Annotated in this window: 15 protein-coding genes; 7 read left to right on the top strand and 8 right to left on the bottom strand. The window is 60.8% G+C overall.

The window, feature by feature from the left end; genetic code table 11:
- Positions 1-60: 60 nt before the first annotated feature.
- Entirely contained in the window at positions 61-885 is an 825-nt protein-coding gene (locus KJF94_RS07510) for an alpha/beta fold hydrolase (RefSeq protein WP_084323781.1), read from the bottom strand.
- Positions 886-916: 31 nt separating this feature from the next.
- Positions 917-1,492, bottom strand: coding sequence for a flavodoxin family protein (locus KJF94_RS07505; protein WP_214382293.1), 576 nt, complete (start codon positions 1,490-1,492; stop codon positions 917-919).
- 340 nt (positions 1,493-1,832) lie between these two features.
- Between KJF94_RS07505 and KJF94_RS07500 the strand changes: the two genes are divergently transcribed.
- Complete coding sequence (locus KJF94_RS07500) at positions 1,833-4,637, top strand: ATP-binding protein (protein ID WP_214382292.1); 2,805 nt, start codon at positions 1,833-1,835, stop codon at positions 4,635-4,637.
- Here KJF94_RS07500 and KJF94_RS07495 read toward each other — a convergent pair.
- Together KJF94_RS07495 and KJF94_RS07490 are read right to left on the bottom strand one after the other, a co-directional pair.
- A complete protein-coding gene (locus KJF94_RS07495; protein WP_214382291.1) occupies positions 4,602-6,083 on the bottom strand; it encodes an ATP-binding protein in 1,482 nt (493 codons plus the stop codon). The two genes, KJF94_RS07500 and KJF94_RS07495, sit on opposite strands and share 36 nt — an antisense overlap.
- 177 nt (positions 6,084-6,260) lie before the next feature.
- The gene (locus tag KJF94_RS07490) at positions 6,261-7,211 is read right to left on the bottom strand and encodes a GlxA family transcriptional regulator (RefSeq protein WP_214382289.1); all 951 of its coding nucleotides are present in this window, start codon (positions 7,209-7,211) and stop codon (positions 6,261-6,263) included.
- A gap of 324 nt (positions 7,212-7,535) precedes the next feature.
- On the opposite strand from KJF94_RS07490, the gene KJF94_RS07485 reads away from it, so the two are divergent.
- The gene (locus tag KJF94_RS07485; RefSeq protein WP_214382288.1) at positions 7,536-8,258 is read left to right on the top strand and encodes a pirin family protein; all 723 of its coding nucleotides are present in this window, start codon (positions 7,536-7,538) and stop codon (positions 8,256-8,258) included.
- Positions 8,259-8,303: 45 nt separating this feature from the next.
- Here KJF94_RS07485 and KJF94_RS07480 read toward each other — a convergent pair whose 3' ends face one another.
- Entirely contained in the window at positions 8,304-9,179 is an 876-nt protein-coding gene (locus KJF94_RS07480) for a LysR family transcriptional regulator (protein WP_214382287.1), read from the bottom strand.
- A gap of 112 nt (positions 9,180-9,291) precedes the next feature.
- On the opposite strand from KJF94_RS07480, the gene KJF94_RS07475 reads away from it, so the two are divergent.
- From KJF94_RS07475 to KJF94_RS07465, 3 genes are all read left to right on the top strand, one after another.
- Positions 9,292-10,503: a YbfB/YjiJ family MFS transporter gene (locus tag KJF94_RS07475; protein WP_214382285.1), complete on the top strand. Its 1,212-nt coding sequence runs from the start codon at positions 9,292-9,294 to the stop codon at positions 10,501-10,503.
- 58 nt (positions 10,504-10,561) lie between these two features.
- On the top strand, positions 10,562-11,560 hold the full coding sequence (locus KJF94_RS07470; protein ID WP_214382283.1) for an NAD(P)H-quinone oxidoreductase: 999 nt from the start codon (positions 10,562-10,564) through the stop codon (positions 11,558-11,560).
- Between the two features lie 198 nt (positions 11,561-11,758).
- Positions 11,759-12,715 carry an alpha/beta hydrolase gene (locus KJF94_RS07465; RefSeq protein ID WP_214382282.1) on the top strand — a complete coding sequence of 319 codons (957 nt, stop codon included), beginning with the start codon at positions 11,759-11,761 and terminating at the stop codon, positions 12,713-12,715.
- 3 nt (positions 12,716-12,718) lie between these two features.
- Here KJF94_RS07465 and KJF94_RS07460 read toward each other — a convergent pair whose 3' ends face one another.
- The 3 genes from KJF94_RS07460 to KJF94_RS07450 all read right to left on the bottom strand — a co-directional run bounded on the left by KJF94_RS07460 (position 12,719) and on the right by KJF94_RS07450 (position 16,491).
- Positions 12,719-14,533, bottom strand: coding sequence for an ABC transporter ATP-binding protein (locus tag KJF94_RS07460; protein ID WP_214382281.1), 1,815 nt, complete (start codon positions 14,531-14,533; stop codon positions 12,719-12,721).
- Positions 14,534-14,695: 162 nt separating this feature from the next.
- Positions 14,696-15,292 carry a DUF6338 family protein gene (locus KJF94_RS07455; protein WP_214384768.1) on the bottom strand — a complete coding sequence of 199 codons (597 nt, stop codon included), beginning with the start codon at positions 15,290-15,292 and terminating at the stop codon, positions 14,696-14,698.
- A 170-nt stretch (positions 15,293-15,462) separates the two neighbouring features.
- Positions 15,463-16,491, bottom strand: a complete 1,029-nt coding sequence (locus KJF94_RS07450) for an AraC family transcriptional regulator (protein WP_214382280.1) — start codon at positions 16,489-16,491, stop codon at positions 15,463-15,465.
- Positions 16,492-16,659: 168 nt separating this feature from the next.
- On the opposite strand from KJF94_RS07450, the gene KJF94_RS07445 reads away from it, so the two are divergent.
- Together KJF94_RS07445 and KJF94_RS07440 are read left to right on the top strand one after the other, a co-directional pair.
- Positions 16,660-17,511 (top strand): 3-hydroxybutyryl-CoA dehydrogenase, encoded by an 852-nt coding sequence (locus KJF94_RS07445; RefSeq protein WP_214382279.1) that lies wholly within the window; start codon positions 16,660-16,662, stop codon positions 17,509-17,511.
- Positions 17,498-18,151, top strand: a complete 654-nt coding sequence (locus tag KJF94_RS07440) for a TetR/AcrR family transcriptional regulator (protein ID WP_214382278.1) — start codon at positions 17,498-17,500, stop codon at positions 18,149-18,151. Before KJF94_RS07445 ends, KJF94_RS07440 begins: the two co-directional genes overlap by 14 nt.
- The last annotated feature ends 41 nt before the right edge of the window (positions 18,152-18,192 follow it).

The following is an 18,192-nucleotide window of genomic DNA, read 5'->3' as shown; positions in this document are numbered from 1 at the left end:
TCGAAAAATCGGCTCATCAGGAGCAAAAACGGCGCGGATCTACACCCGCGCCGGTGTGCATCAACCCTTGAGGAACGCCAGCAGATCGGCGTTGAGCTGATCCTTGTGGGTGTCAGTCAAGCCATGGGGCGCGCCGGGGTAGACCTTCAGGGTAGAACCTTTCACCAGTTTTGCTGAGGCGATGCCGGCGGCTTCGATCGGCACCACCTGGTCCGCATCGCCGTGCACCACGAGGGTCGGCACGTCGAATTTCTTCAGGTCTTCGGTAAAGTCGGTTTCGGAGAACGCCTTGATGCAGTCATAGGCGTTCTTGTGGCCGGAGGTCATGCCTTGCATCCAGAACCAGTCGATCATGCCTTGTGATGGTTTGGCGTCCGGCTTGTTGAAGCCGAAGAACGGTCCGCTGGCGAGGTCGATGTAGAGTTGCGAACGATCGACCAGGGAGGCCTGACGAATGCCGTCAAACACTTCAATCGGCAAGCCGCCGGGGTTGGCTTCGGTCTTGAGCATCAGCGGCGGCACCGAGGAAATCAGCCCGGCCTTGGCCACCCGGCCAGTACCGTGGCGACCGATGTAACGCGCCACTTCGCCACCGCCGGTGGAGAAGCCGAACAGCACGGCGTCTTTCAGGTCCAGCAACTCGATCAGTTGCGCCAGGTCATCGGCGTAGGTGTCCATGTCATTGCCGGTCCACGGCTGACTGGAACGGCCGTGGCCACGGCGGTCGTGAGCGATGACCCGATAGCCTTTGGAGGCGAGGAAGATCATCTGCGATTCCCAGCTGTCGGCGTTCAGCGGCCAGCCGTGGCTGAAGACGATGGGCTGACCGGTGCCCCAGTCCTTGTAGTAAATCTCGGTGCCGTCTCGGGTGGTGAACGTACTCATGCGATGTCTCCTTAGTGAGTGTTGAGGTGAATCAAACCGGTGGGTGGCTCATGCGATCAGCCAGCCGCGCCACGCGCTCACCCAGGTGCGCGGCGGTGCAACGGTCTTCGGCGGGCGGTGCGAATTCGGGGGACTGTTCGACATTCGATTGCGCCATGGCGCCGAGCGAGCTACCGAGGCGGTTGAGTTGCCCATCGAACACGCCGATGCCGGAGCGCGCAGGCAGCAGGTCGAGACCGACCCAGATCATTGAATGCTGCGCGGCGAAAACCGCCATCTGCAGCAAGGTATTGAGTTTGTCGCCGCACAGGCAGCCGGAATTGGTGAAGCCGGCAGCCAGTTTGTCGCGCCAGGGTTGAGCCAGGTAGAACGCCGCCGTGGCTTCCATGAAGCCCTTGAAGCGTGCCGACGCGCTGCCCATGTAGGTCGGCGCGCCAAAGATGATCGCGTCGGCGCTGTGTAAACGGTCCCAGTGTTGGTGCACGTCCTCGACCGAAATCAGCTGGCAGGTACTGCCTAAGTGCCGTTCCACACCTTGGGCCACGGCTTCGGCCATGACCCGGGTGTGCCCGTAGCCACTGTGATAGACCACCACCACGTTGCTCATTCCGGCGTCGCTCCCTGTGTGTTCAATCCCTTTGCATCAATCCCGCTCGCACAGGTTGCACACGACGGCTGACCGGTGGGAGTTGAAGACCCAGAGTTTTGGGCGTAGACCAGACGCAGCACGAGTTAAACGTTGTTAATTTTCCCTGGCGCGCCAAAAGCCCCGACGACACCTTTTCGAGTGCCCCGCCCAATGAATACGGAACTCACGAACAGAGACGAGAAACCGCCAGGCCAGACGAACACCCGGGAGTCGCTGCACAGCACATTGCACAGATCAACAAACCTGACGACTATGCTCGAAAACCGCGTACCAGACGGTTGCAAGCAGGAGTGACCCGTTGACCCTTTCCCCCGCACAGGCCATCCATTTCGGCCCCTACCGGATCTATCCCGGCCAACGCCTGGTGACGGAGGCCGACCATCCCGTGCGTCTGGGCCGACGTGCCATGGATATTCTGTTGATTCTTCTGGAGCACGCCGGGAATGTGGTCAGCAAACAGGAACTGATCGCCAGGGTCTGGCCCAAAAGCGTCGTCGAAGACATCAACCTGCGGGTGCACATGGCGGCATTGCGCAAGGCTCTGGGCGATGGTCAGGCCGGCCAGCGTTACATCGTCACGGTGGCCCAACGTGGCTACAGCTTTGTCGCACCGTATTCGCTGGAATTCATTGAGCAACCCGCGGCGAGTCAGACACCAACGCCGAGCGGCCACAACCTGCCGGTGCGTCGAACCCGCATGATCGGGCGACAGTCCCTCGTCGACAGCCTGGTGGTCCAGCTGTCACGCCAGCGTTTCATCACCCTGGTCGGTCCCGGCGGGATCGGCAAGACCACCGTGGCCCTGCGCGTCGCCGAGCAGCTGATCGGGCGTTACCGGCACGGCATTCGCCTGCTGGATCTGGCACCGATCAACGACCCGGCGATGATCACCGCGCATCTGGCGACCTTGCTCGAACTGTCCTTGCACGGCACCGAGCCGATGAGCGGCCTCGCAGCGTTTTTGCGCGACCGGCAAATGTTGCTGGTGATCGATAACTGCGAACACCTGATCGACGACATCGCCTTGCTGAGTGAAAGCCTCCTGCGCGCCGCGCCCGAGGTTCACATTCTGGCCACGAGCCGCGAATGCCTGCGGGCCGAAGGTGAATTCGTCCAGCGCCTTGGGTCACTGGACTGCCCCCCGCCCATCGCCGTGCTCGACCGCGCTCAAGCCCTGACGTTTTCGGCCCTGCAGCTGTTTGTCGAGCGGGCGATGGCCAGCCACGACAGTTTCGAACTTACCGATGACGAACTGCCGCTGGCGATTGAAATCTGCCGGCGCCTGGACGGCATTCCATTGGCGATCGAACTGGCGGCCGCGCAAGTCAACAGCCTCGGATTGAGCGGATTGCTGACGCAACTGCAGGGCAGTTTTCGCCTGCTTACCCAAGGCTGTCAGACCACCTTGGGTCGACATCAAACCCTGCGTGCGACGCTGGACTGGAGCTTCGAACTGCTCAGCCCCTGCGAGCAAATCTGCCTGCGCCGACTGGGTGTGTTCAGGGGCGGTTTCACACTGGAATCGGCAGCAGCGGTGATCGTCGGCGAACACATCGAACCCCGTGAGGTGTTTGGTTCGATCACACAACTGGTGGCCAAGTCGCTGTTGAATGTGGAGGTCGGTGATGAAGAGGTGTTTTACCGTCTGCTCGACACGACCCGCAGTTATGCGCTGGAAAAACTCGACCAGGCTGACGACCTGCCGGACACCCGCAAACGTCACGCCGAACGCTGCCTGGCCTTGATGAGTCAGGCCCAGCACGACTGGGAACTGATCCCGACGGGGACGTGGATCGAGCGTTATGCACGCGGTCTGGAAGACATTCGCTCGGCCCTCGACTGGGGCTTGAACGCAAAAGGACCACAGGCATTGGCAATACGCCTGACTGCGACGTCCACGCCGCTGTGGCAGGAATTGTCGCTGCTCAGGGAGCACGGCGTGTACGTGCGCAAGGCGCTGGTCCTGCTGGACGCCGCGCCCGAGCCATGCCCTCGGCTGAAAATGGCCCTCAAGCTGGCGCTCGGCAGCTCGTGCTATCACACCAAGGGCGGCACGGCGGAGACCGTTGAAGCCTTTGTCAGTGCCAGAACTCTGGCCAGGCAGTGCAACGATCTGGCCGGTCAACTGCGAGCCGTGTCCGGGCACATGGCGGTCAACCTCAGTTGCGCCCACTATCAAACAGCCCTGGAGCAGAGCCAGCAGTTCGATCGGTTGGGCGAGCACAGCGATCCGGTGTTGTCCCTCAGCACCCACCGCTTGCGGGTGCTGGCGCTGCACTTTGCCGGGGACCAGCCACAGGCGCGTTTGAATGCCGAACAGGTACTTCAGCGCATGACCCAGAGTGGGCATCTCAACCGCTTCACCCACGGTTTTGGCGTGCAATACGACCAGAGCGTCGCCTCCCTGACGATTCTGGCGCGCATCCTCTGGTTGCAGGGTCAACCGGAACAAGCCTGGCGCACAGCCCGGCAGGCACTGGACATTGCGCTCCAGATCAACCACGGCACCTCCATCTGCTACACCCTGGCGCTGGCCAGCTGCCTGATCGCTCACTACAACGGCGACACCCGCACCGCTCGCGAACTCTTGCACCTGCTGCTGGAACAAGCGCAAAAACACTCGGTGCTGCTGTTCTACACCTGGGCCCGGCACTACGCCCAAGTGATCGACTACGCCGAGGTTCGCTCGTCCCTTCTGCCGGGCGAGGGGCTGATCAAGGACATCATGGTCACGCTGGACACCGGCTTCGTCGATGACGCCTTGTTGCAACGGGCGGACACCGGCACGGCCGGCTGGAGCACGGCGGAAATCCTGCGAGCCAGGGCTGATGCGCTGCTGGCGCAAGGTTGCCCGTTGAAAACCGAAGCAGCGGAAGCCGTGCTGATTCGGGCCTTGAACGTGGCAAAACATCAGGGCGCCCTTGCCTGGGAACTGCGCAGCGCCACTTCACTGGCTAAGCTTTGGCAGCGACAGGGACGGCACCGGCAAGCGCACACGCTGCTGGCACCGATCTACCACCGGTTCACTGAGGGTTTTGCCACACCGGACCTGACCAAGGTGCGCCGATTACTCGACGAGTTGCAGCGCCACCTGCCCGCTTGATGTCCAGCGCGTCCGGCTGATGTAGCGGGCGTAACGCATTTCAAAGGCACGCAGCTCACCGCTGTGTTCAAGTTTTTCGAGGGCGTAGGCGCGCGTGGTGTTGAGGAAGCGGTATCGGCTCAGTCCGCCGCCCTGCTCCAGCGACAGCAGCGATTTGAGCGCCAGGCTTTCCACCACCTCAACCACACGGTCGGGCAACAGCGCCGCGCAACCGAGCACGCCAACCGCCGCGTCCAGCGTAAAGGCCATTTTGAACACCGCCAGACGCTGCAACACGGTTTGCTCCAGCGGACTCAGCTGTTCAAAGCTCCAGTCCAGCGCCGCTTTAAGGGTTTGATGGCGGGGCACGGCGGTGCGCCGGCCGTGGCTCAGCAACTGAAAACAGTTGTCGAGTTGGGCTTGCACGCCCACCAGCGCCAACGCGTCGATTTGCGCGGCCGCCAGCTCGATGGCCAATGGTAATCCATCGAGGCGGCGACAGATTTCGCCCACGACCTTGAGGTCCTGTTCGCGCAGGGCAAACCCTTGCTGACGGGCGCGGGCGCGACTGACGAACAGCTGCACCGCCGAATAGCCCATGGCCTCCGCCACACTGTGCAATCCCGACGCCGGCGGCACCGCCAGTGGCGGCAAACGCAGGACCGATTCCCCCAGCGCATTGAGCGGCTCTCGACTGGTGACCAGGATCGACAGCCGCGGTGCGGATTTCAGCAGGTCCTCGACCAACGTGCGGCAGCGTTCGTGAAGGTGCTCGCAATTGTCCAGCACCAGCAAAGCATGGCGTTGCTTCAACGTATCGAGTGTCGTCCCGACCTCCAGTTCAAGCGCCCGGGTCAACTGATCGACCACCATTGCGGGATCATCGATTGCCGCGAGATCGACCCAGACGCCATCCTGATAGTGCTGCAAAAGCAGTTCGGCCACACGCAGCGCCACGGTGGTCTTGCCGATGCCACCGGGACCGACCAGGGTCATGAAGCGTCGAACCGGCAATTGCCGGACCAGGCTGCCGACGATCGAGTCGCGACCGGTTACCGGCGTGAGCCGTGCGGGCAGGTTGTGCTGAGGTTTCTGAACGGTCTCGATCGACGCCAGAGAACACGCAGGCACGCGTTGCACTGCCGCGATAAAGCTGTAGCCACGTTGGGGAATGTTGACGATATAGCGCTGCGCATCCTGCCCGTCGCCCAAGGCGCGACGCAGCGCGGCGATGTGCACGCGCAGGTTGATTTCCTCGACCACCGAAGTCGGCCAGACGAGCGCAATCAATTCATCCTTGCTGACCACGGTACCTGCGCGCTGGACCAGCACCTGCAGGATATCCAGGGCTCGCCCGCCCATGCGCAGCGGCCGGTCACCGTTCAGGATCAACCGTTGCCGCAGGTGGAGTGCGTAGGGGCCGAATTGCAGCACCGCGTCGCTGTTCAAATTTGTAAAGCTGTTCATGCACGTTCACGTGCGCAAACCCGGGGCGGCTCGAAGGACTGCACATCCATCGCGCGCCAGGCTCCCGCACCTCCATTGCAAAGAGTTCAGCGGTATCTTGGCAGGCCTCGGTGACGGTACAACTGCGGCGGTGGGAGCGTCACGGCCATCACGGTGCGCAAAACGGACAACAAGGCTCTAGCTGAACTGTTCCCGGTACTGGGTCGGCGTCAACCCAAGCTTTTCACTGAACAAAAACCGCATGTGCCGCACACTGCCGAAGCCACTTTTGAAGGCCACGGTCTTGAGCGGCAAGTCAGTGGTTTCCAGGAGATTCCTGGCGCAGTCGATGCGGGCGCTTTGCAGAAATTCCATCGGGGTCATGTTCACTTCCCGGGCGAACACCCTGGCGAAATGACGTGGGCTCATGGTGGCCAGGCCCGCCATGCGTTCGATGCTGAACGCCTCATCCAGATGCTCAAGCATATAGTTCTGCACGCGGGTCACAGGCGTTTCATGCGGCGCGACAGCGGCCATCAACGGACTGAATTGCGCCTGACCGCCCTGGCGTTTCATCACCACCAGCAACACCTTGGCCACGTCCTGGGCGACTTTCTTGCCGTGGTCTTCGGCGACGACTGACAACGCGAGGTCGATGCCGGCCGTGACGCCACCGGAGGTGATGAGGTTGCGGTCCTGCACGTAAATCTGGTCGGTCTCCACCGTCGCCTTCGGGAACCCCTTGATCAGCCGTTCGGTGTAATGCCAGTGGGTGGTGACGCGATAGCCGTCGAGCAGACCGGCGTGCCCAAGCACGAATGCGCCGGTGCAGATCGAGCCATAGCGGCCTGCGCGGCTGACGGCGTTTTGCAGCCAGTCGAGTAACGGCGGGTGCTTTTCGCTGTAGGCACCGGGACCGCCGGGCACCAGCAACAGGTCATACGCTTGATCCGCCTGGTCGATGTGGACGTCGGGGCGAACATTGACGCCGTTTGATGCACGCAATGCCCCGTGTTCGGTGCCGACAGTCGACAACTCATAGCGCTCCGCCGGATCCAGGTAGCGATTGGCGATGGAAAACACTTCCATGGGCCCGGCCATGTCGAGCAGGAGAAAGTCGGGGAACAGCACCATTGCTACGGTTTTCATGGTTCAAAATCACTGAGATCAAAAAAGGATTACTGGCTGAACACCAAATCCTGTAGGAGCCGAGCTTGCTCGCGATAGCGGTGTATCAGTCGCCAACAGTATCGCCTGATACACCGCTATCGCGAGCAAGCTCGGCTCCTACAGGGGACACGCGCGGCATCAAGTGGAGCAGTGCATTATCGCCAAGTGTGGCATTGGCAGCCGATTTTTATTGTCAACTTGATAGAGACAGTATTTCAATTTTCATCTACTTATTGCACTAGCCGATAAACATTAACCTTCTCCTCACTCGGACGAATCAACGTCCCAACAGGAGATTTCATCATGCTGACCCTTCGCAAAGCTTCCGATCGCGGCGCGGCCAATCACGGTTGGTTGAAGTCGTTCCATACCTTTTCTTTCGCCAACTACCGCAACCCGAAAGAGCAGGGTTTTTCCGACCTGCTGGTGATCAACGATGACCGCGTCGCCGCCGGCAAAGGCTTTGGCCAGCACCCGCACCGCGACATGGAGATTTTCTCTTATGTGCTCGAAGGTGCCCTGGAACACAAGGACACCCTGGGGACCGGTTCGGTGATCCGCCCCGGTGACGTGCAATTGATGAGCGCCGGCAGCGGCGTGGCACACAGCGAGTACAACCACTCGGCCACCCGTGGCGTGCACTTCCTGCAAATCTGGATTGTGCCGGACGTCAGCGGTGCCAAACCGCGCTATCAGCAAGAGCATTTCAGCACGCAGAAGAAACGCGGCCGCCTGCAACTGATCATCTCCCCCGAGGGGAAAAACGGTTCGCTGAAGGTGCGTCAGGATGCACGGGTGTATGCCGGGCTGATCGACGGCAAGGAATCCGCCACCCTGGAACTGGCCGCCAATCGCTATGCCTACGTGCATGTGGCGCGCGGCAGTGTCGAACTCAACGGCATGCCATTGCATGAAGGCGATGGCGTGCGGGTTCGGGATGAACAGCTGTTGACCTTGAGCAATGGCGTCGATGCCGAGGTGCTGGTGTTTGACCTGCGTCCTCAGGAACTGCCAGAAATGCCATAACGTTGGAACGTCAAAAGATCGCAGCCTCGCTGCGATCTTTTTGCCTTACTCGCCCGTCCCCGAAAACCCCGCAACAATCTCATCGATGACCACACGTACCCTGGCGGTATGCCGCAAGTCGGCGTGGGTCACCAGCCACACGTCATACGGCACCGGTCGTGTGCGCTCCGGCCACAGCCTCACCAGTGCGTCCCTCTCCCCCATGTACACCGGAATTTCCCCCAGACCGAGCCCGGCGGCAATGGCCCGGCGCACCAGCAGACCGGAACTCAGGCTCGATACGATGCGCCCGCGCCCCAGCGGCTCCGAGACCAGCGTCATCTCCTTGTTGCCCTGCAAATACGGCTGATACACCACCAGATCATGCCCCTCGAACGCTGAACCCGGTGCCGGCACGCCGTGGGCGTCCACATAGTCTTGCGAAGCAAACAGGCCCACCGGCCAACGCGCAATGCGCCGGGCGATCAGGTCAGGGTTATCGGGCCGGGTATTGCGCACGGCGATGTCGGCTTCGCGTTTCGACAGGCTGAGAATTTGCGTCGAGGCGTCCAGTTGCACCCGCACGTCGGGGTGTTGCTCGTGCAAGCGGGCAATGGCCGGGATCAGGAAGTCGATGGCCATGGAGTCGGTGGTGCTGACCCGAACGGTGCCCGTCAGTCGATCATCAAGCCCTTGAATCTGTCGTTGCAGTTCCAGGGCGGAATGCTCCATTTTTTCCACGACTTTCAATGCGGCTTCGCCAACGGCAGTCAGCGCGTACCCCTCGGACGTGCGAAGAAACAGCGTCGCACTCAAGGACTTTTCCAGTGCCGTGATTCGCCGGCCAACGGTGGCCTGATCGACACCCAGCACCCGCGCTGCGCCGCGTAGCGTCGATTCCCGGCAAACCGCGAGAAATACCCGTGCGTCATCCCAATTCATACGGTTCTCCACTGATGCATATATGCATCACGATAGCGCAAACTCGCTGCGTTATTGAATCAGAAAATCTGGATAAGCTGGGCATTAGAGATAAACCTACAGGACAGCCCCCATGCTCAGTACATCAACCACCCCGCGCAGCGTGATCTGGCTGCCGATCTTCGCCGGTCTTTGCGCCAGCCTCGTCAGCATCGGTCTGGCGCGGTTTGCCTACACGCCGTTGATTCCTTCGTTGATCCAGGCGCACTGGTTTTCCGCCAGCGACGTGGTGTACCTCGGCGCCGCCAATCTGGTCGGTTACCTGATCGGTGCACTGATCGGCCATCCGCTGGCTCGCCGCACCTCCAACAAAAGCGCGCTGCGCCTGATGATGCTGGCGGTGACGCTGTCGTTTTTCGCCTGTGGCTTTCCGCTGTCGGTGAGCTGGTTCTTTGGCTGGCGCCTGCTGTCGGGCATCGCGGGTGGCGCGATCATGGTGCTGGTCGCTGCGACTGTACTGCCGCATGTGCCGGTCGCCCGTCGAGGATTGGCCAGCGGTGCGATTTTTCTGGGCATCGGTTTGGGCATTGCCGGATCGGGAACGATTGTTCCGCCGCTGCTGAGCCTGGGTTTGCAGAACACCTGGTTCGGTCTCGGTTTGCTGGCGCTGGTGCTGACCGCCGCAAGCTGGTTCGGTTGGCCGTCAGCCGCGCACCCTGCAACCGTCGTGATCTCTGGTGACAAATCCAGTGTGCCGACCGATCCGAGGGTTTATCTGTTGTTTGCCCAGTACGCGTTCATGGCGGCCGGCCTCGTACCCGCCATGGTGTTTCTGGTGGATTACGTCGCCCGCGGGCTCGGTGCCGGGTCGCATGTGGGTGCGCTGATTTGGGTGATGTACGGTGTGGGCGCGATTATCGGTCCGGTGAGCTACGGTTTCCTGGCCGACAAACTGGGCGCACGACTGAGCATTCGCCTGGTGCTGGCGGTACAGGCGCTTGCCGTGGGTCTGCTGTCGATTTCCAGCTCCTTCACCGCGCTGGCCTTGCTGGCGGTGATCCTCGGCTCGTTCCCGCCGGGCATCGTGCCGCTGGCTCTGGCCCGGGTTCACGAACTAATCCCGCAGCATCACCCGCAGCAAATTGCCTGGAGTCGCGCCACCGTGTCGTTCGCCACCTTCCAGGCGATTGCCGGGTTTGCCTATTCGGCACTGTTCAATGCCAGCGGCTGGCATCACGGGTTGTTGTTCATCGTTGCGGCGGGAGCCATTGTCGTGGCGCTGCTGCTGGAACCGGGCATGCGCCTGCTGAACCGTCACGATCGGCTGCAACCGGCATTGAACTGAGTCACTGCCACCTTGATGTGGTCCCACTTACTGAACACCTTCCAGACAGGACACTCCCATGAATCTGCCCTCCACCATGACCCTGATTGAAATCACCGAACCCGGAGGTCCCGAGGTGTTGAAGCCGCGCCAGGAGCCGGTGCCTACCGCCGGTGTCGGCGAAGTGCTGATTCGCGTGCACGCCGCCGGGGTCAATCGCCCCGACGTGATTCAACGGGCCGGCAAGTACCCGATGAAGCCCGGCATGAGCCCGATCCCTGGCCTGGAAGTGGCCGGCGAAGTGGTCGCGGTCGGCAAAGACGTGAGCGAATTCATCGTCGGCGACAACGTCTGCGCACTGACCAACGGCGGCGGCTACGCACAATACTGCGTCGCACCGGCCAGCCAGACACTGTCGATTCCTCAAGGCATGGATTGGGTGCAAGCGGCGGCGGTCCCGGAAACGTTCTTCACGGTGTGGGCGAACCTGTTCGACATGGGTGGCGCCAGCAAAGGCCAGCGGGCATTGATTCACGGCGGCACCAGCGGCATCGGCACGACGGCCTTGATGTTGTGTCGCGAGTTCGGCGTCAAGGCTTTCGCCACGGCAGGCAGTGAGGAAAAGTGCGCGGCGATCCGCACGTTGGGCGCGGAGGCGATCAACTACCGCGATCAGGATTTCGTCGAGGTGATTAAGGAAAAAACCGCCGGCAAGGGCGTCAATGTGATCCTCGACATCATGGGCGGCTCGTACCTGAATTCGAACATCGCGGCGCTCGGCATGGAGGGTCGACTGGTGATGCTGGGCTTTCTCGGCGGTGCCCACGCCAAAGACGTCGACCTGATGGCGATCATGAGCAAACGCGCGACGATCACCGGCTCACTGATGCGCTCGCGGACCCGCGAAGAAAAAGCCTCGATCGCCGAGCAACTGCGCGAGTACGTCTGGCCGGTATTGGCTGCCGGGCGTTGTCTGCCAATGATCGACAAGGTCTATCCGCTGGCCGATGCGGCGCAGGCTCATGCGCGGATGGAAGGTGGCGATCACATTGGCAAGATTGTGTTGCGGGTGGATTGACAACACCGACCCTTTTGTAGGAGCAGAGCTTGCTCGCGAAGGCGGTGTGTCATTCAACATTTCCGTTGTCTGACACTGCGCATTCGCGAGCAAGCTCTGCTCCTACAGGGGTGGGTGAACGGCTGTCGAAAATTTTCCCGTCGCCGGTGCGCTTCTGTTAAAAACCGAACTTAAGTTTTTTTACCGGTAGACCGACCCATGCCCTCCTCCCTGCTCACACGTCTGCGCCGACGCTGGCTGCCCTTGCTGTGCATGGCCGCGCTGATTGTCGGTCTGCCCGTGAGTTGCGGGGTGCTTGAGCACACCGAGCGCGAGTTGCTGTTTCGTATCGAGCCGGGCACCGCCGGCTGGTATCGCGGCTTGCCGAAGGATGTTCAGGAGTTCGACATCAAATCCGCGAGCTTCAAAGGTGGGCAAAACCTGCATGCCTGGTGGTGGCCTGCCGCGCGTCGTGATGCACCGTCAATCCTCTATCTGCATGGCGTGCGCTGGAATCTGACAGGTCAGGCATTCCGCATCGAGCAATTGCGCGCCATGGGCTACTCAGTGCTGGCCATCGACTACCGTGGTTTTGGTCAAAGCAAAGGGGATCTGCCGTCGGAAGCCAGCGTGTATGAAGACGCCCGAGCCGCCTGGGAACGTTTCAAAACGATGCAACCTGACGCCAGCAAGCGCCTGATCTACGGCCACTCCCTCGGTGGCGCCGTGGCCATCGACCTGGCGGCTGACCTGGCCGCACAGGCGAAAAAAGACCACATCGCCGTCCCGGTGCGCGGTCTGGTGATCGAGTCCACCTTCACTTCCCTGGGCGATGCCGTGGCGCAAGTGGCCGAAAGCAACCTGCCGGTGAAATGGCTGCCCGTGCGCTGGTTGCTGTCGCAAAAATTCGATTCCATCGACAAGATCGTCGACATCGATATGCCGCTGCTGGTGGTCCATGGCCTGGCCGACGCGTTCATGCCCTCACGATTCAGCCAGCAGTTGTTCAATGCCGCCAGCGAACCCAAACGCCTGCTGCTGGTGCCGGGGGGGACGCACAACAACAGCATGAGCCTGGGCGGAACACAGTATCGCCAGGCACTTGAAGGCTTGATGAAGGCAAAACCGCCGCAGATGGCCGGGCCGGCGCTGACTCGCGGTACTCAGGACTCCTGACGGCTATCGATAACCTAGCGCCTGCAGGTTGAACAACTGCGCGTAACGCCCGCCCGCCGCCACCAGACTGTCGTGGTCGCCGCGCTCAAGGATCGCGCCCTGATCCAGCACGATGATGTGATCGGCATTGCGCACGCTGGAAAACCGGTGGGAAATCAGCAGCGTCATGCGACCTTCGGTGTGCTCGCTGAAATGTTCGAACACCGCCGCTTCCGCCGCCGGGTCGAGGGCTGAAGTCGGCTCATCCAGAATCAGTATGTCGGCATCACGGCGCATGTAAGCGCGGGACAAGGCGATCTTCTGCCATTGCCCGCCGGACAGTTCCTGCCCCCCGGCAAACCAGCGGCCCAATTGCGTGGCATAGCCGCGATCCAGACGCTCGATGAAAGGCGCGGCCATGCCCTCGGCGGCGGCCGCCTGCCAACGTTGTTCATCGTTGAACGCCAACGTATCACCTACACCAATGTTCTCGCCCACGGAGAACTGGTAACGGATGTAATCCTGAAAAATCACGCCAATACGCCGACGCAGCGCGCCTTCTTCCCACGCCTGCAAATCGCTGCCGTCCAATAGAATGCGGCCCTGATCGGGACGGTACAGACGGGTCAGCAACTTGATCAGCGTGGTCTTGCCTGAACCGTTCTCCCCCACCAGCGCCACACTGTGCCCCGGCACGAGGTGCAGATCGATGCCCTCCAGCGCCGCGCGGCTCGCGCCCGGATAGCGGAACCCGACGTTCTCGAACCGCAGACCATCGCCAGGCAGCGCTCCCTCGGTGAGGTGCCCGGTATCCGCGACGACGGGTTCAGCCAGGTATTCATAAAGGCTCGAGAGGTACAGGCCATCCTCGTAAAGGCCGCTGATGGCACTCAAACTGCTGCTCACCGCGGTCTGCCCCTGCTTGAACAGCACCAGGTACATGGTCATCTGACCGAGGCTGATACTGCCGTGAACGGTGTCGACCACCACCCACGCGTAGGCCAGGTAAAACGCCCCCGTGCCGAGCAACCCCAGCACGAATCCCCAGCCATCCCGGCGCAAGGTCAACCGGCGATCTTCGGCGTAGAGTCGCGCGAACGTCTCGCGATACCGCTTCAACAGCAGCGGCGCGAAACCGAACAGCTTGACCTCTTTGATGTAGGCCTCATGGGAGAGCAGGGTTTCGATGTAGTTCTGCTGCCGACTCTCCGGCGCACGGCGGGTGAACAGCCTGAAGGCATCACCGGAGAAATGCGCTTCGGCGAAAAAAACCGGCAAGGCGCCGATCACCAACAACACCAGCGCCCAGGGCGAAAAATGCACCAGCAACACGCCGAAGCTGATCAGCACGATCAGGTTCTGGATCAGCCCCAGCGACTTCATCACCAGCGCCAACGGCCGGGTCGACGCCTCGCGCCGCACCCGAACCAGCTTGTCGTAGAACTCCGAATTTTCGAACTGCACCAACGACAACGTCTGGGCCTTCTCCAGAATCATCGTGTTGACCTTCTGCCCCAACTGCACCCGCAACAGCGACTGCTGCACCGACAGCGCCCGCTGAGTCCCGGAAAGCAAAGCAAGCACACCTGCTTCAAACAGCACGTAACGCACGACCGGCCATAACGGCGCACTGCCCTGCTGTGCATGCAGCTGCATGGCGAACACCACGGCATCGACGATGCGCTGACCCAGCCAGGCGGCCAGTGCCGGGAGCATGCCAGCGATCAGGGTTGCAAGCACCAGCCCCAGAAACAACCCGCGAGAGGTTCCCCAGACAAGGAGCAAGGCGCGTCTGGCCTGGTCGAGCAATGAGGTGACGCGGGAAAGGCGCGCAGGCATGTTTATCTGCTGCGCTTGCGCGGTCTCTCAACATCTCTTCTTGAAGGTGGAGGACCGGTTGGAATCACCAGTCCGGGGGGAGGAGGACCACCTTTTTCCCATTCCTCCATTAACCGCCTCAGTTCAGGCGGCATTTCTTGTGGCGCTCTGCATGTCATTTGATCACCTTATTGTTTTTGCGAATTCGACCCATTGCACTTTCGATGCATCAATAACAACGGCTTTGGCCCTGTTAGGTAGCGGATTGTCGTCGTTATCGATCCAGCGAGGGAACTCGAGAACAAACTGTCCGTTTGCAGGCTCCGATGGCCATTCGCATGGCCAGCCAAACAGACGCTTTCCACCGATCAAATGCAATACCACAAACTCCTGTCTCGATGAAAAAGCACTGTACCACTGGCAAGGGAACGATTTTTGGGTGGTAACTTCCAGTTTCCTCAGTAACGCATGAAGCTTGTCGCCGTTCGCGACGTGGCAGGAAAGAAATCCCATCGCCACTGCAATCACTGCTGACCATAAAGCCTCAGATTTCTTGTCCCATGCGCCGACTGAGAAAAACCGCTCTCCCGTCAAAAGCAACAACCCCTCCAAACCGACAACCAGCGACTGAATCACAAACGTGAAAATCAGCGCCTGGACTATCTGTCCAAAGGTGTCCGGCCGTTTGAATGCCGTAAGTGAGTAAAAAATCCAGGCCGCCAAAAACCCCGGGAGCAAATACTGAAGTAACGGAATCACTTCCTTGACCAAGCCATCCATGCCGTTTCCAATCCATTGAAAAATTCGAGCTGGAGCAAATAAATACAGCACCTCGACGGCCTGTGTCATCCATTGAAAAAGGAGGGTCGTCACAAGAAATTTCAGGACTACAACCGGGACTACAAACGGAAAACCTTCCTACATTTAACAAAGAAAAACTGGACAAAAACTCAATCCAGATCCGACGTCATGTGTTCCTGAAACCGCGCCCGATACCGCCCCGGACTCTCCCCCGTCCACTTCTTGAACGCCCGATGAAACGCACTCGGCTCCTGAAAACCCAACTGCTCGGCAATGTCACCAATGCTGGCCTTGCTCTGACGCAACTGTTCAAACGCCACGCCACGTCGCACTTCGTCCTTGATCTCCTGATACGAACACCCTTCCCGCTCCAGCTTGCGGCGAAAGGTGCTGGGGCTGAGGTGTTGCTCCAGGGCGAAGGCCTGCAAGGTCGGCCACTGGCTGTAATGACTGTTGCGCAAACGCTGATGAACCTGCGACGCCAGGCCATGCTGGTTGCGGAAGCGGATCACCAGCCATTGTGGCGCCGTGCGCAGAAACACTTTCAGCGAGGCGAGGTCCTGAACCACCGGCAAGCGCAGGTAATGGCTCGCGAATTCGATTTCGGTGCGCTCGGCGCCGAAGGTCAGGTTGGGGCCCCAGAGCAAACGGTCATCGCTGAGGGCCACGCGTTGATGACGGAAATCCGCGCGATCGATGGGGATTCGCCGACCGCCCAGCCAGCACAGCAGACTGATCATCAGCACCAGAAAAGTCTCTTCGCCCAAACGCGCAACATCATCGTTTTGCGCGCAAGTATCCAGGCTGATGACCGCACGTTTGCCGCGTACCGTCAGCGTCCCGCGAAAGTCGCGAAGGAACAGCGAGAAGTTGCTCAGGCACTGGCGCATGGCTTTGTGCAGATCGGGCTCCTGAATCAAGGCGCGGCAAATCAGGGCGAAACTGCCCGGCGGCATGCCGTGGGAATCGAGCCGGAAGAACTCGTCGTCGAGCTCGCGGATCTGGATCAGCCAAAGTGCGGCAAACGCGCTGGCCGGTACCCGCGCCACGGGCTGTTCGATCAACGCCGGATCGATACCTGCCTGTTCCAGCGCAGCCCGCCGCCGCTGCGGATTGTCCCCCAGCCCATGGATCATCGCCTGCACGAAGTAGGCGGCTACCGAGTCCTTTTCCCGCATCTGAACGCTTCGCTCCCCAATCACCCGAATGGCAAAAAACACCAGCACCGTTGAACAGTTTCGGCATAGGACAACCGTCCCGCCGGTTCTAGACTCGTGGCCAATAGTACGCCTTCGGCCGTTGCCTCGGCCAAGGTATCGCAGGGTTTGACCGGAAGGACGTGTTACATGAATCTGCAAAACATTGGCGTGATCGGCGCTGGCACCATGGGCAACGGCATCGCACAAGTCTGTGCCCTGGCCGGCTTCAATGTGACCTTGATCGACATCTCCGAGAGCGCTTTGCAAAATGCACTCGCGACCGTCGGTAAAAACCTCGACAGGCAGGTCAGCAAGGACACGCTGACCCAGGAGCAAAAGCTCACCGCCCTCGACAAGATCCGCACCAGCACCGATTACAGCAGCCTGCAGAACGCGCAACTGGTCATCGAAGCCGCCACCGAAAACCTCGACCTGAAACTGCGCGTGCTGCAACAGATCGCCGCGCAGGTCAGCACCGAGTGTGTGATCGCCTCCAACACGTCGTCGCTGTCCATCACCCAGCTCGCCGCCAGTGTCAGCGAGCCTGAGCGTTTCATCGGCCTGCACTTCTTCAACCCGGTGCCGGTGATGGGCCTGATCGAAGTGATTCGCGGCCTGCAAACCAGCGACGCAACTCACACGCTGGCGCTGGACATGGCGACCACCCTGGGCAAAACCGCGATCACCGCCGGCAACCGTCCGGGTTTTGTGGTCAACCGGATTCTGGTGCCGATGATCAACGAAGCGATCCTGGTTTTTCAGGAAGGCCTGGCCAGTGCCGATGACATCGACGCCGGCATGCGCCTGGGTTGCAACCAGCCGATCGGCCCGCTGGCGCTGGCGGACCTGATCGGCCTGGACACCGTACTGGCGATTCTCGAAGCCTTCTACGACGGTTTCAACGACAGCAAATATCGCCCCGCGCCACTGCTCAAGGAAATGGTCGCCGCCGGCTACCTGGGACGCAAAACGGGGCGCGGCTTCCATGCCTATGCCTGAGCGTTGCTCACGTTTCGCCGAGTACCGGGACAAGGTGCTGGAGCTGTTTGCCAGCAAGGGGTTCGGACAGGTCGGCATGCGTGAGCTCGCGACGTGCCTGGGGCTCGCCCCGGGCTCGTTGTATCACCATTACCCCAGCAAGCAGCACTTGCTGCTCGACCTGATCGAAGAGCTCTATGAAGAACTGCTGTCGACGCTTGGGCGTATCGATCAAAAAACTTCAGCGAAGCGCGACAAACTGCAAAACCTGATCCGCGCACACCTGAACCTGCATCAGGAAATGCCCTGGCATTTCCGCCTGGCGGAACGCGACAGCGGTTGCCTCAATGATGAGCAGCAGGCGCGCGTTCGGCAGTTACGCGAACAGTACGAATGCAAATTGCTGCTGATGCTCGGTACCAGAGCCCGTCTCAGCGAACCGGCGCAACGTGCCGCCGCCCATGCTATCGCCAATCTGCTCAACAGCGCGCCGAGCTGGCTGGCGCATCAGGCGCTGGAGGAACATGAGCGGGTTGAGATGCTGGAAAATCTCGTGGGCGGGGCCATTGAACGTTTGCTGCGTCCTACGGTGCCACGCGCAGTGGCCTTAGAAACCGGCCTGGTTTCAGTGGATCGAGCGAGGCGCCGATGCAAAGCGTGAACCCACGCCGCATAATGGCGCGCCCTCAAACACAAAAAGGA

Origin of the sequence: Pseudomonas hormoni (assembly GCF_018502625.1) — a bacterium.
In the GTDB taxonomy this organism is placed as follows: domain Bacteria; phylum Pseudomonadota; class Gammaproteobacteria; order Pseudomonadales; family Pseudomonadaceae; genus Aquipseudomonas; species Aquipseudomonas hormoni.
The sequence above is the reverse complement of the archived record's forward strand: the minus strand, read 5'-3'. Positions and strand labels throughout refer to the sequence as shown.